Here is a 13913-nt window from a genome sequence, read left to right on the forward strand (position 1 = left end):
AGTCAGGCGATGGTCACTGTCCCGAATTGGTTTTCGCGATACTGCAAAGCAGATCAACATGTCGATCCAACCAATCCTCGTCCAGTGCTTCGTGACGTATGAGCTTGCGGAAATAAGGTGCCGCGACTGCTAGTTCTATAAGCTGTTCAACCGGAACATTCGTGGCGATCTCACCGCGGTCTATTGCGGCTGCAAATACTGCTTCAACGCTTGCGAACCTGTCTTTCATGAATTCAGTGATCACCAACCGCGCTTCTTCGTCGGTGGACGCAGCAGCGACCACCTGAGGCGCGATTTGGCCCCATGGTGTGTCATTCAAGGCTCCCATCAGTACGCCGAGTAACCAGCGCAGGTCAGATCGCAGCGGGCCATCGGTTTTGGGTGGTATGTTCGGCGGTGTTGCGATGCGCCTGAACGCTGCATCACGCAGACAGCGCGCATCTGGCCAGTGCCTGTAAAGTGTACTGCGCGAAATGCCAGTTGCCTTCGAAACTGCGCCATGAGTTACGTGCAACACGCCCTCATCCCTCAGTATCCTTTGCGCCGCATCAATCGCAGTCTGTCGTGTGGCGATCAGCCTAGGATCTTCTTTCAATCGCCCCTCCTGTAGAACACTTTGTTGCGCTATAGAACATTTTGTTCTATAAGTGTGATTAGCTAAAAACTAAAGCTCAATACTCAATTCCGCAAACAAGTCTTGTCAAAATGGGAGCGTATCAATGTTCAAAGTGGCAGCAACCCCGCTGGCGGTACTCTTATCGATGGGTGCGACAACCGCATTGTCCGAGAGTGGCACCTACGAGCTGGATCCTGGACACAGCCAGGTATTGTTCAGCTACGACCACATCGGGTTCTCAGAAACATTTGGAATGTTTTCAGGTTTTAGCGGCGAGATAGAGTTCAACGAAGATGATCCGTCTGCGTCGTCTGTCACAGTGTCTATGCCTGTAAAATCCATGATCACGGGCTGGGATGCCCGTTTGCAACACTTCATGTCCGATGACTTTTTCAGCGCGAGCGACGGTGACGTGGTCACATTCGCCTCAACCAGCATTGAAGTGACCGGGGACAATTCCGCGGATATTTCTGGCAACTTGACCATGAATGGCGTCACCAAGCCTGTTGTTCTGGAAACAACGCTTAACAAGTCAGCGCCATACCCGTTTGGCCCAAAAGAGGGCACGCCGACCTTGGGGCTGGCTGCCACGGCGACTATCGTGCGGTCTGAATTCGGACTTGGGGCCTTTGCACCTGCGGTGAGCGACGAGATAGAGCTCTTGATCAATATCGAAGCGTTAAAAGCTGAATGATGCGTGCAGGGGCACCGATACGGCGCTGAGCACTCAATCTTTGATTTTGGCGGATGGTCAACACGATGAATGTACACCTGAGAACATTGGCGGTTGCTGTGACGGTAGTGACATTGATGTGCTCGATGGCGTCCGCGCAAGAGCGCTCCTTGCCGGAGCGCATCTCGCCCCGTCCTGAAACAACAAGCGGCGTGCCGCACACTCAGATTGGTGTCGAAATTAATGCCGATTTGGCCCAGCTATTGCTGGAGCGAGTTGCGCAATTCCCGGGGGTCATACTTGGCCCCACACGCATATCATTACCTGGCGCGATTGGCTTTCAGCTTGATCCCGATATGTTGTTGTCCCAACCGAACTCTATCGTCGGTGGGTTTGAGTTTGCGCACATGCATCCTGATGGCAGCTTGCACGCCTCGCTCGACCCAGAAATGGCGCGAAGGGCAATTGAGGCTGGCTGGGCCGTAGCTCACCCTTGGGCCAAGCAACGTCCTGGGTGGAGCGGCTTTGTCATGATCTATACTCCAACCACACCCGAAGAGCTGGATGTCGTCATCGAACTGGTTGAAAGCTCGTACACCTTCATCACCGGAAACACCTTGGGCTAAGCTCGAATTGCGCGAAAGTGTGCAGGGACGCCTGTTTTCTGTCAGAGAGCAGTTTCAGCCACCTTGTTTCTCGCAGTCATTTTTTTCTTAAATTGTCGCCGTGGCGAATGCTCGATACCTTCAAGCCATTCACACTAATGGTAGCTGCCGTCCGCTTGTTAGATTTTGCAAAGCTCGGAGTGGAAGTTCCGCTTCGGGCTGCCATCGGTCACAGATGAGAAGAACTACGGACTGATACCATTAGATTGGATATTTCGAAGTGAACCTTCGTTAGCGACGTGAAATGCGTTAATCATTCACCTTAATTCTAGGTTTCGGCAGCCAATAAGACGTTTTGCTCGGCTGTGTGTTTCAGCGCAAGTTTGGGAACTTGCAGGCTTAGCAAAATGCCCAGGCACAAGTTTTGGTCACAAAAATCTATTCGTCTGTTAATTTTGGTTCAGAGGAATTGGTTTGGCTAAAAGGATCACATCGACTGATGAAGCGGAAAATTGCAGCGATCCTAAGCCTCGATGTCGTCGATTATACCAAGCGCATGTCAGAGGATGCTGAGACCACGCTGAACACTCTACAACGCATTTTGGACGATGTGATCAGACCGTTGGTCCATGAAAACAAAGGACGAATATTCAAGCTGATGGGAGATGGTGCTTTGGTTGAGTTTGTTGCAGCCACAGACGCAATTAATGCTGCCAGCCAGATTTTCAATCAGATGAGAGATGAAGACGTAACACTTCGAGGAGGTCTCCACGTTGGCGACGTAATGCCAAATGGCACAGACTTGTTCGGAGAGGCCGTGAATGTTGCGTCGCGCCTTGAGTCCAGCGCGCATATTGGAAGTTGTCTCGTCAGCAAGACAGCTGCTGAAGTTGCGGGAACTTCGCTGGCGGTTGCTTTGCGACCAGAAAGCTCGATACGGTTGAAGGGAATTCCAAATCCAGTTGAAGCCTACTCTATTGATTTAGATGGTGACAAAAGACGCGCAAAGAACAAGCTGCTGGCTAGCTCTCAAGACGTCCGCTTTGCAAAATCAAAAGACGGTACAACGCTTGCCTGGACATCCACTGGAAGTGGTAGAAAGTTACTGGTCACACCAAACTGGCTTAGGCATCTGGAATACGATTGGACGATGAACACCATCGCCGGGTGGTTGCCGCTGCTTTCTGAAAATCACTGCCTTTATCGGTTTGATGGTAGAAACAATGGTTTGTCCCAGAGGGGCGTGCAGGATGTATCTCTAAATCGCATCGTCGAAGATGTTGAGGCCGTACTGGACGCAGCTGGGATCGAAAAAGTGCCATTGTTTGGCATTTCTTTTGGGGCAACCATTGCCGCGGCTTTTGCCGCACACAATCCTGACCGTGTTTCGGGGTTGGTTCTACTTGGCGGATTCGCACAAGGACTTGCGGTTCGTTCACAGCCCGGCATTGCCGCGCTTGGGCAAGCTATGATGGATATGAGCCTCGAAGGCTGGAACGATGAATATCCTTCTGCAAGAGACTTGATGGCCCAGTCATTTGCTCCAACTGCAAGCCCGCATGACCAGCGCGCTTATGCAGAGTTTATGAAAGTGGCAATGGACCATCAGGATTGGCTCAAGATTGGACCGCTGGTCGCTGAAGTCGACGTAACCGACCTGCTTCCGCAGATCACCTGCCCAGCTTTAGTCATGCACGCTAATCGAGACAGGATGCACAGTGTTGAACAAGGTAGGATATTCGCCTCCGGCATCGAGAATGCACGCTTCATTGGCATTGAGACGGCAAACAACACAATGCCAGAGTATGATCCTGCTTGGCCTAAAACCCTGGTGGAAATAGAGCGTTTTTTGAATTCAATTTGAGCAGTGTACGTTGTTCTTCGCCAAAACTTTATTGTTCGAAGGTAAGAGGATGCCGTGCGCCCTTCGATTTTCGATACTGGAATTTAAAAACTCTAGGCTTCTCGTCATCGACCGCTTTGTCCTGATCTCGGAAATTGCAAAGTCTTGTTGCGAATGTCCGGTTTGGGCTGGTTGCGGTCAACCATGCTCATAGTAGAGACCGGTGGTACATAGTTTCGCAGAGCAGTGCTGGGGAAATGCTTATCCGGGGCGCTTTGGTTCCTAGCAGGAGAGGCGCTTAGAAGAAGCACGCACTACTACAATGACAGTCGCCATAGACTTCTTATGTCAAATATTGGTTAAAGGCGGCAGGTACGCTGTACTAGCGGTCTGGGTCTGTATCGAGTTTGCCCCAGAGATCATCAACCATATCTGAGAAGCCATCATTCGAGGCCTCCTTGGGCAGTAGACCAGCTCTTCGCCGGCGTTCGACCTCGTCCATTAGTTCTTCCTCTGTGGCTGTCTCAACCACATCACATCGAAGAGCTTCAATCTCGTCCGCTGTCCACGACTCAAATTTGTCAGCGTAGAAGCCCAGGGAAAAAGGCTCGTCATCAGAAATCTGCTTGATCACAGCATTCCAATCTTCGCTTTGGTTCGTTTCCTTTTCGACCCTCTCATCTAGTTCGCGGATTGACTTGCGGATCATCGGCAGCAGCTCTGCCTCAACGCTTTCTTCGCCCGCGCCGGTCCCCGCAAGCCAAAGGTCTGCGATCTTGCGGACGAGCCTCCAGACCGTCTGATTTCGAGGGTGGCCTTTAATCCGGCCGCTGAGACCTTTTTCTTGAATGCCAAACCGCTCGGCAGCACGTTCGTTCATCCGGATATTGTAATCGGACACGTCCGCGAGTTCTGAATCGTTCTCAGCCACAGCTCGGGCGACCTCTTGATCACCAACATAGACAACCACCTTCAACATCCCGCTACCCCTTCCTTCGCCGGTTCATCACTCGGTCCAGGTGGCTGTAGTCCAGATCTCGCATGATCCTTTGCACTCGCTCTGGATCGACTTCGCGATCTTTTCCAGCGGTGTAGACGATGTGTCTGACGTAGATCGCCAACGCGACAATGATCACAGCGGATAAGATCAAGCTGAAATGCTCGTCCCCCATCACTAAGTCTTCTTCCTTGGGTCTTCGATCCCGAGGTCGTCGAACACGTTGCCGCTGCCATCAGTGATCTCGACATCATCGTCGTCAGTCACTAGATTCCAGTTGTTCTCTTTGACCCATTCATCCCGCCATTTGGGCGCATCGGTCGGACGCTGTGCAAAATCGGCGATTTGCTTGAAAATCATTTTGCGCAATGCAAGCCAGACCTCCGGACCCTCTCTGCGACGAGCTTGCAACTCTGCGATCAAGTCATCCAGAGGAACATCCTGTAACGGGCGCTCGAAGATCTCTTCTTCTGAAAAATCATCTGTCATCACTCAACATCCTCGACACTGGTCGTCAAGACTAAGATCTTGTTTGGTTTTACAGTGATCTCCTTTCCTTCAATCTCTCGAAGTTTGCCGTTCACCAAAGTCTCGCAGATTACGAAAATGGGGCTTTCCTCTTCTGTAGTCTCGTTACTCATCTGCCTTACCCTTCGGCTCAGCAATCTTGCGTGCCCGGATCTCATCTGCGCTGATCGGCTTGGTTAGTTTTGCTCGACCGGCCGCGATTTCAGCTTCCAATAGCTTCAGCAAACGCATCGTCTCTTCGTCCACCTCAACGTCGTCGTCATCACCCATCAGACTTCTCCCGAGTACAGTAACAGTGAGAACAAAGCGCTTGAGACCTGTCGGTTGTCCGAACGACGTCACCAACGTGGCCACACTCTTCACACGTCACACCGCATCGAAATTCCATCCAGTCAGCGTACTCCTGAATGAGATCGTGGTATCGACTGAAACCGATGGAAATCTTGCCATCTTGGCCTTTCTTAATATCTGAGATCTGAATAGTTCCAGGGTCCAGTGCCCTGAAATCCTGACTGAAGGAAAGCTTGTGGAGTGCTTGCGAAATCATGACGAGCCAGCCCTTTCCGACAGCAGGAACAAGAGATGCGCAATCCGGAGAAACGAGGTCTGGATAGTTTTCCACAATGTCCAGCCTCAGGCTGTTGGGCCAGGATTCTTCGGCGCCCTCAAATCGCCGCCGCAGAGCATCATTGTAGCACCAGCTGCAAAGCGTCGTCACAAACCCAAGGATGCTCTGGCGTTGGGCAGAATTAGAACAACCTTCACAGGTTTGCTCAATCTGATCGACACGCCATTGAATCTCTTCACTCGTAGCCTGGTTGCAGCCCGGGCCCTCATAGACGCGCAAGCCTCCCCATTTCTGTTTGATCTGAACGATGGACGGGTGCTCATCACCAAACAGGTCGGGCTGCTCGTCGATCAACCTCTTCACTTTCTCAAGTGCAAGCGTAAGCTGCTCCGCCCACCCGGCACGATACTCACCAAGCTGCTTGAAGACGCTTCCATGAATATCATTCCAGTCGACAACACTGCCCATCACTGACCTCCGGGCCCGCGCCTCTTTGAGATCGTGTGAAACCTCCGCCATAGCAGTCATCATACGGTCGACCACTTCGCGGTCATCACACTCGACATGCAGACCCTCGGTCGACCATGTAACGTCAGAGACGTGCGGAGCTAGGTAGTTGTGTGCCATCACCAAACGCATCTCTTCGGCGTACCAGGCGTCAAATGAGCGGAGATCATCTTGAGCTCCATGGTCCTCGATCACACCTCGAACCTTTTCCCGGAATTCCTTCCAGCTCTTTTCGACATCATCCATCAGTCACATTCTCCATAACTTGGGCTGGTTGAGATGGAAGACCCCTCCCGGGATCAGGCAAAGGGCAATCGGAGGGACATGACCTGTGGCCAGCGAGCCCGTTTCCATGAGCTTCCGGGCGTAGTCCTCATCATCGTAGGCTTCCATAATCTTATTGAAGATCACTTGTTGTTCGGCGGTCATCACCAGTCCTTCTTCACGCACGCGGTGCACAGATTACGGTCATCCGTTCGGTCAATCTGGCGGTAATATTCGCAACACCGCAGGCCATTCGATCTCGAACACGTTTTTTTTGACCGCCCCAAAGCCTCTTCCTTTCAGGGTGGCGCTTGCTCGCGACATCATTCGCGCACCAACAACACAGGGTCGTGTACCAGCCGTCCAACAGCTGGGTCTCAGCAGCGTTTGAGCATCGCTCAAAGGTACGATTTGCTCGTGCAATCGTGGCGGTGATCATCGACTGGATGTGTCGATCATCACACCTGTGGTAGATGCGGAGCTCTCCCAGCTTCTCCTTGATCTGGAGGATGAAGGGGTAGGTGGCATCCTTCTGATCACAGTGTTCTTTGATCTCTGTGAAGAGCGTCGTGACCAAGTAGGACCAGCCTTCGGGTGCGCGTCCGAGGCTCTCCTCGACCGATTGCTTGATGTCGTTGAAATCAATTGCGTTCGTAACTTCGTCCGCCATGTCGGACACCTCCTGAGGATGGTAGGAGGCGTCGGAATCGAACCGACTCGTGCACTCTAATCTGGAGCAATTACAAGGATATAAGCCTCGCCCGCATACCAATGCTGCCTCCCACGGATTTCGCGTGGGTTATCGACCTCAGGCCGATATTCGTTGGCAGTGGATGCGTGTGTACGTCATGAGCAGAAGCTGAACCAGATCGTATCGCTATGTCAAGACGGAGTGTGCTGCACTTCGAAATTCACCGCGTAGTTCTGGGAACCTTCTAGCTTAACGTGTGCCAAAAAGACTGAAGCATCCTTTTTTGCGGGTCAGTGCAGCGCCGAGTAGCTCTCCGACAGCGAAACGATTCGATACCCTGTGATCCGGACTCGAACTCAGAAACTCCGTCGATAGTTCGCTCTGAACCGACGTGCGTCTTTTGATCTGCGTCTTATGCGCTCCGTTTTGGAGAAATACAAAAGTCTTGATCTGACCAAACCTCAGCGGCAGCATTGACCTGCATCTTTCGAAAATGGAGATCCCGGTTGCAAGACCTTGTAAGTCTCATTCCATTTAGCGTCTCGAGTCATTTGTGATGATACGTTCCTCACCTGAACTGCTGGCAGTTTCGAGGCGTTGGTATGAAATACTCAGAACCAAAAAGAATACTGACGAGTTGCAGGATTTTCTGTCGAAGGCAGATGAACTACGGTTTGTTGGGACAGGCGAAGGAGAGTTTTGGAGCGGGCAAGCAGTTCGCGATGGGGTTAGCGGCTTTTTCGCGGAGATCCCCGCTCCCGTCGTTTTCGAAGAAGTTGAAGCTGAGGCCTTCGAAAACGGAGAGACGGGATGGTCATCCTTCGTCCACAAGATTCAGTTTGTCGGCTTTGATGAAGCCGTCTTTTACCGCACCGTTCTGATTTTTGTCCTGGAGGGAGCAGCCTGGAAGATCATCAATCGCCACGCTTCAGTGCCAACTCCAAATATTGAACTCGTGGGTAAAGAGCAACTGGCCATCCAAAAACTTGTTGATGCTGCGCGCGAAGATGGACCCGAGCTGATCCAAACCGAAGGTTTGGCTTCAGTACTTTTCACTGATGTAGAAGGCAGTACAACGTTGGCGGAGGCGTTGGGCGATCAGCGTTGGTCGGTGCTGATCGAAAACCACTTCCAAGTCTTGGCGGCGATCATTGAAAAGTATCATGGCCAGTTCGTGAAATCCCTTGGAGACGGAACGTTGTCCGTCTTTCCGTCCGCGAAGGAAGCGCTAACGGCCGCTGTCAAGATTCAGAAGGCCATTGCATCGGCTTCCGAGGAGCCGTCTTTCGGTGTCCGGATTGGAATTCACACTGGCGATGTCGTGCAATCTCGTGGAGATTTTTTTGGCACTGTGGTCAACAAAGCTTCACGCATAACCACGGTTGGTGCGGCAGGCGAGATACTCGTTTCAGATGCGACTCGCGCCATGGTCGGAGGACGAACCGATTTCTCATTTTCTGAAATAGAACCCAGACTTCTGAAAGGTCTACGCGGTCACCACGTCTTGTATCGGTTGGAGTGGCAAGATTGAGTATTTCGGTTGCCTCAACGCCGACAGATCACACAGATACCCCGCAGAGCTCAGTCGCAAAAGTCTTGCGGTATGCGCCACAGCTCACATCGCCAGCAATTCCTGATGAATTGCGACCATTGCCCAAGTGTCGCGCGTGCAATACGCCACAAGATCAGCATATACCTTAGGGCTGCAAGCGCAGTGGGAGAATTGAATTTGATGTGTCCTTGAAGTGAATTAGACTAAGAGCCAACTGTTCAGATAGCTCATTAAGAGGACATCATGGCAGCTCCTTTAGTCCAAAACTGGGAACTGACTGCCGCCATCCAGGACATAGCAGATTGGCTGGTTCAACAGGGCTTAGAGAATGCGCCTGTGGAGCTCTGGCTTGAAGCATTCTGCAACCGTCTTGTTTCGGCAGGAATTCCGCTTCAAAGAGCAAACATCACTGTTCGCGCTCATCATCCCGAGATTGGGACTGTCGCTTTTCGCTGGCACAGGGATGGCGGTCATGAGCGAGAGAACTTTGTCCGAAGAACGGATGCGCCTGAGGAATACGTTCTAAGCCCAATTTATTATCTTTTGGCAAACAACGTTGAAGAGATCAGACAAGATCTGACAGTCGAAGAACCCGCGCTCAACTTTCCGATCTTCGACGAACTTCGCGAGCGCGGTGCAACTGACTACTTCGCTGTTAAACGGTTTTTCCTTATTCAGGACAATACTACGCCAGTCGATCCAATGCAGGCCTATGAAGGTGCTATAATCTCATTGACAACCGACGCGAACGGGGGCTTCACGAGCGAGCAACTTGATGGTTTGCGTCAACTGATATCTCCACTTTGCCTGACGCTGAAATGTGGGGCGAACCGATTGATGGCTGAAGACATTACAGCCGCATATCTGGGCAAAGACGCCAGTAGGCGCGTTCTTTCCGGGGACATCACCCGAGGTTCATCGGAAACTATTTCAGCGGTGATTTGGTATTTTGACCTGCAAGGATTTACCAAATTGTCAGAGGCGCTTCCGGGGGACTCAATCATAGAATTGCTAAACGACTACTTCGCGGAAGCTGTTGACGTAGTCGAACGCAATGGCGGTAACGTTCTGAAATTCATGGGAGATGGAATGCTTGCCATCTTCGATATCAATCAAGTTCCGGACGCTCGCCGCGTCGCAATTTACGCGGCAGCGGAGTTGCGAGATACTTTTGAGGAACTCAACCAACGACGGCAAGCGGATGGTTTGCCAACGACCGGCTTCACTCTTTCGTTGCACGCAGGCGATGTTCTTTACGGCAACATCGGCGGTAGATCTCGCTTAGATTTCACAGTGGTCGGCCCAGCGGTAAACACAACTTCGCGCATTTTAGGCATGTGCAGTGCGCTTGATCAGAACATTGTTGTTTCCGACAAGGTGGCGGGCGACTTGGTGGGCTCCATTCCAAGTCTTGTTTCCCTGGGGCAATACAGATTGCGCGGTGTTGCTGAAAAACAGGAGCTGTTCACGATAGACTAACTGCCGCTATTTGGAAGCTGCCGCAATGGGGTGTTGACCTGCGTCAAAGCAAAGGTAGCCGGATTGTTACTAGGTTGGTTTGCACATGGAACAGAACTGTTGGATCAAGCACCCGCGCAGAGCGGCATTCTTGGTCATAGTGATTGCATTGTCAGGGTGCATGGGCAGGCACCATCAAGGCAATTGGCATGGCCACGGCTTAGAAGGTTGCTATGGACCTCACCACGACGTTGATCGCGAGGTCCATTGCCGAGCGCTCGAGTGAACTTGAGCCATATTCTTGCTTGTTAGCTACAAGGATGGAGACGCCAACGTGCGATCAGTCTGGTTATGCTCGCGGAACGACGCCATCGGCAACGTAGCTGTTATGATTGCCGCGTTAGGCGTCTGGGGCACGGCAACAGGTTGGCCTGACCTAATAGTTGCTGCGATCATGGCAAGCCTCTTCTTGTCATCTTCGTACCAGATCATTCGTCAGGCTCTTGAGGAACGGCACGAGGAAGCAGCGCATGAGCATAGAACAGCTGGGACAAGCTGACATTCGCCGCGGAGGGCAAACTACACAGGTATGGGCTCCACGCGGTCATTTGCAATATCGCGATGTATGTCCACTTTGCGGACTTTTCTGCCGACGCTTAAAGCCTTGCGCATAACACTCAAGCGCGGCAAAGCAGTCTTTGGTTCAGCGCTATTGGTCTATTTGGTCATTGCCAAGCTTGGTTTGCCCGGACGAGACAGATGAAGATCGCATCTGTTGGCTCGCGGCGTCGAGGGCACCTCCGCTCGCCGGGCCGCGCAGCGGCTGAATCAGCATTCGGTCGAGCCAGAGGTCTCGGCGTGTGCGAAACTGCTTGATGCCGATTTCCATGCTTTTGTGCCCCTTCTTGGGTTGCGCAACGTAAGTGCCTAGAAGTCGGTCCCACCACGGTAGATTAAAGCCAAAGTTCGAGTTGGTCTCGCTTGGATCGACTGAATGGTGGACTCGGTGCATGTCTGGAGTGACGACGATCCATCTGAGAATTCGATCCACCGGACGCGGCAATTCAATGTTTGCGTGATTGAAGAGCGCGGTAGCGTTCAGGGTCACCTCGAAAAGGAGCACGGCGACAGCGGGCGGCCCCAAGGTTGCTACGACCGCTAGCTTGATCCCCATCGAGATGAGGATTTCTACCGGATGGAAACGCAAGCCAGTAGTCGCGTCAAAATCAAGGTCGGCGTGATGCATCCGGTGCAGACGCCAAAGCCCCGGTACGGCGTGGAACATCACATGCTGAAGATAAATTGCGAGATCTAGAAGCAGCATGGAGACCACGATGGCAACCCAAACCGGCGCCTCGATGTTATTGAAGAGCCCCCATCCGCGATCCTCGGCCATGGCTGCGAGACCAACTGCGAGGATTGGAAAGGTCAGCCGCAGGATGGCGGTGTCGAGCACCACGAGCGCAAGGTTGTTTGTCCATCGGATAACGCGCGGAATATCCCGTCTTCGCCGGGGTGCGGCCACTTCCCAAAGTGCCATCGCCGCCAGGACGGATAGGAAGGCAATAATGCGGATAGTTGGTTCAGCAGCTAGGATTGTGTCGGACATGGACATCCACTATTCGGGTTTCCGTCGCGATAGAATTGCAAGCTGTTCTAGGCGACGACCGCTCCAATGTAACGCAGACATGCAAGCGATACCATCTGAGGGCGGCTTGGTCCGCAAGGCGGACATTCAGCGGAATTAACCGAACGTCTGCTTCGAGCCCAAAGCAGAAACGCCATGCGATTAAGCAGAAGAACCTGCTAGCACCAAAAATCAGTGGTCAACAATCTTACTCAATTTCCGAGGATCGCGCCCAGAGATTGATTTCCTCTTCCGAGCTTACCTCGTCAATCTTAGCGAGTTCCGCTTCGGTAAATTCCAAATTCTGGACCGCACCTACGCAATCCACGATCTGCTCAGGTCGCGAAGCGCCAATAAGGGCTGTCGTAATCCGGTCACCTCTCAGCACCCAAGCAAGCGCCATCTGAGCTAATGATTGACCGCGTGACGCCGCTATGTCGTTTAGAGCCCTGACACTCGTCAATGAACGTTCGTTGATCATGCCGTCCAATAGAGACTTGCCTTGGGTCGCACGACTGTCTTCGGGAATGCCGTTCAGATACTTCGATGTCAAAATACCCTGGGCAAGTGGCGTGAACGCAATCGATCCCACGTTCAATTCGTCAAGCGTATCCAACAGCCCGTCCCGCTCAACCCAACGGTTGAGCAGGTTATACGACGGCTGATGAATCAGGCACGGCGTGCCAAGGTCTTTCAAGATGGCCAGCGCTTCGCGCGTTCGTTGCGAGTTGTAGCTAGAAATTCCGACGTAAAGTGCGCGCCCAGAGCGCACTATATAGTCTAAGGCCCCCATAGTTTCTTCCAGAGGGGTATCTGGATCGTAACGGTGGGAATAAAAGATATCTGCGTATTCTAACCCCATCCGCTTGAGCGACTGATCACAAGAGGCCACAAGATACTTTCGTGATCCCCACTCCCCATAGGGGCCCGGCCACATATCATACCCTGCCTTGGTAGATATGATGAGTTCGTCCCGATAGCCTGCGAAATCAGTTTTTAAAATTTCACCGAATGCTTCTTCCGCCGATCCCGGTGGTGGGCCATAGTTATTTGCTAAATCAAAGTGCGTTATACCCAAGTCAAAAGCAGTGCGGCAGAGATCGCGCTTTGTCTGGTGCGGGGTATCCCCACCAAAGTTGTGCCATAGCCCAAGGCTTATCGCGGGTAGCTTTATGCCAGACTGCCCACAACGGCGATAGACCATTTGCTCGTAGCGGTCCGGATTAGGAAGAAATGGGCGTGGCCGAGGCTTCGGGGGGCGTTGTAATTTGCTCATCTGTCCATAATCCGAGATCATCACCCCGTGTCAATTCAACGAGATAGTAATCGGCTATCAGCGAAGCCTGACGTATAGACGGAACGTGCCTAAGGCATTGCCAACGTAGATTGTCAAACTGCAAACTAGTCCTCGAATAACGCGCGAACCTTCGACATGTCATAGGCATGTTCCGTCAGGTTTTCAGGATCCCATTCGCTTCGCTCAGCTTCAAAAAAATCCCCGCCGTATACGTGGATTGCTCCGGTCAACTTGGGGATAGGGTTTGTAACCGAGTGAATGAGGTCCTTACCAAGCGGAGCATATTCACCCGTCGACAATGCTCGAGCCCCCGCCGCTTCAATGCGTCCGTTAGGGTCATCTGCTACGCGCCGCCAAAAAATGTTATCTTCTCGGCCACCATAAATACCGATCACGGCCCACATTTCGTGATTGTGGGGCATTATGGTCATTCCTGGCTTCCATACGACGTTGACGATTGTCAGATCACCTGACTTGTAAATGGGAAAGATACCGCTTTCGGTCGGCTCTCCCAAGGCTTGCGTCACGCCCGCGGGATCGCGCATCGCCCGGTCCACCACCTCAGCCACCGATTTGTGAGACGCGTCCTGATCTACTGCGGTCCGGCAGTCCGCTACAAACTGTTCCATGTTCCACATATCTTCAGCCCTCAATTGCATACGATAAATGCAACAGGGTAGCACATGC

General features: G+C 52.3%; 16 protein-coding genes, 1 tRNA gene and 1 pseudogene. 6 read left to right on the forward strand and 12 right to left on the reverse strand.

The genetic code is table 11. The features are described from left to right. Positions 1-13: 13 nt before the first annotated feature. The gene (locus AC2FI7_RS21200; protein ID WP_010443187.1) at positions 14-595 is read right to left on the reverse strand and encodes a TetR/AcrR family transcriptional regulator; all 582 of its coding nucleotides are present in this window, start codon (positions 593-595) and stop codon (positions 14-16) included. 124 nt (positions 596-719) lie between these two features. On the opposite strand from AC2FI7_RS21200, the gene AC2FI7_RS21205 reads away from it, so the two are divergent. The 3 genes from AC2FI7_RS21205 to AC2FI7_RS21215 all read left to right on the forward strand — a co-directional run bounded on the left by AC2FI7_RS21205 (position 720) and on the right by AC2FI7_RS21215 (position 3758). Continuing rightward, entirely contained in the window at positions 720-1310 is a 591-nt protein-coding gene (locus tag AC2FI7_RS21205) for a YceI family protein (protein ID WP_010443186.1), read from the forward strand. Positions 1311-1375: 65 nt separating this feature from the next. Continuing rightward, positions 1376-1915, forward strand: a complete 540-nt coding sequence (locus AC2FI7_RS21210; protein ID WP_029622210.1) for a luciferase domain-containing protein — start codon at positions 1376-1378, stop codon at positions 1913-1915. Between the two features lie 478 nt (positions 1916-2393). Further along, entirely contained in the window at positions 2394-3758 is a 1365-nt protein-coding gene (locus AC2FI7_RS21215; RefSeq protein ID WP_139056630.1) for an alpha/beta fold hydrolase, read from the forward strand. A gap of 361 nt (positions 3759-4119) precedes the next feature. Here AC2FI7_RS21215 and AC2FI7_RS21220 read toward each other — a convergent pair whose 3' ends face one another. From AC2FI7_RS21220 to AC2FI7_RS21255, 8 genes are all read right to left on the reverse strand, one after another. Then, on the reverse strand, positions 4120-4716 hold the full coding sequence (locus AC2FI7_RS21220; protein ID WP_496816912.1) for a hypothetical protein: 597 nt from the start codon (positions 4714-4716) through the stop codon (positions 4120-4122). A 4-nt stretch (positions 4717-4720) separates the two neighbouring features. Further along, positions 4721-4909, reverse strand: a complete 189-nt coding sequence (locus AC2FI7_RS21225) for a hypothetical protein (RefSeq protein WP_037321980.1) — start codon at positions 4907-4909, stop codon at positions 4721-4723. Between the two features lie 2 nt (positions 4910-4911). Next, entirely contained in the window at positions 4912-5223 is a 312-nt protein-coding gene (locus AC2FI7_RS21230; protein ID WP_010443181.1) for a hypothetical protein, read from the reverse strand. Between the two features lie 144 nt (positions 5224-5367). Then, positions 5368-5532, reverse strand: a complete 165-nt coding sequence (locus AC2FI7_RS21235; RefSeq protein ID WP_010443179.1) for a hypothetical protein — start codon at positions 5530-5532, stop codon at positions 5368-5370. Next, positions 5525-6583, reverse strand: a complete 1059-nt coding sequence (locus AC2FI7_RS21240; protein ID WP_496816913.1) for a hypothetical protein — start codon at positions 6581-6583, stop codon at positions 5525-5527. Before AC2FI7_RS21240 ends, AC2FI7_RS21235 begins: the two co-directional genes overlap by 8 nt. Before the next feature lie 3 nt (positions 6584-6586). Beyond that, positions 6587-6787: a hypothetical protein gene (locus tag AC2FI7_RS21245; RefSeq protein WP_496833609.1), complete on the reverse strand. Its 201-nt coding sequence runs from the start codon at positions 6785-6787 to the stop codon at positions 6587-6589. Further along, positions 6780-7271 (reverse strand): hypothetical protein, encoded by a 492-nt coding sequence (locus AC2FI7_RS21250; RefSeq protein WP_010443176.1) that lies wholly within the window; start codon positions 7269-7271, stop codon positions 6780-6782. The genes AC2FI7_RS21245 and AC2FI7_RS21250 overlap by 8 nt, the downstream gene beginning before the upstream one ends. 19 nt (positions 7272-7290) lie before the next feature. Next, positions 7291-7384, reverse strand: a tRNA-OTHER gene (locus AC2FI7_RS21255). Positions 7385-7848: 464 nt separating this feature from the next. Between AC2FI7_RS21255 and AC2FI7_RS21260 the strand changes: the two genes are divergently transcribed. The 3 genes and pseudogenes from AC2FI7_RS21260 to AC2FI7_RS21270 all read left to right on the forward strand — a co-directional run. Further along, entirely contained in the window at positions 7849-8823 is a 975-nt protein-coding gene (locus AC2FI7_RS21260; RefSeq protein WP_010443175.1) for an adenylate/guanylate cyclase domain-containing protein, read from the forward strand. Positions 8824-9087: 264 nt separating this feature from the next. After that, positions 9088-10323: an adenylate/guanylate cyclase domain-containing protein gene (locus AC2FI7_RS21265; protein WP_010443174.1), complete on the forward strand. Its 1236-nt coding sequence runs from the start codon at positions 9088-9090 to the stop codon at positions 10321-10323. A 280-nt stretch (positions 10324-10603) separates the two neighbouring features. Then, positions 10604-10861, forward strand: a pseudogene (locus AC2FI7_RS21270) (cation efflux transmembrane domain-containing protein); the annotation flags it as partial. Between the two features lie 150 nt (positions 10862-11011). Here AC2FI7_RS21270 and AC2FI7_RS21275 read toward each other — a convergent pair. The 3 genes from AC2FI7_RS21275 to AC2FI7_RS21285 form a co-directional block, all read right to left on the reverse strand. Next, positions 11012-11911: a sterol desaturase family protein gene (locus AC2FI7_RS21275; RefSeq protein WP_050806483.1), complete on the reverse strand. Its 900-nt coding sequence runs from the start codon at positions 11909-11911 to the stop codon at positions 11012-11014. A 226-nt stretch (positions 11912-12137) separates the two neighbouring features. Further along, a complete protein-coding gene (gene mgrA / locus AC2FI7_RS21280; RefSeq protein WP_083445396.1) occupies positions 12138-13205 on the reverse strand; it encodes an L-glyceraldehyde 3-phosphate reductase in 1068 nt (355 codons plus the stop codon). A gap of 125 nt (positions 13206-13330) precedes the next feature. Continuing rightward, the gene (locus tag AC2FI7_RS21285; RefSeq protein WP_246097323.1) at positions 13331-13855 is read right to left on the reverse strand and encodes a cysteine dioxygenase family protein; all 525 of its coding nucleotides are present in this window, start codon (positions 13853-13855) and stop codon (positions 13331-13333) included. Positions 13856-13913 lie beyond the last annotated feature (58 nt).

This window comes from Ruegeria sp. YTSA064 (assembly GCF_059610325.1).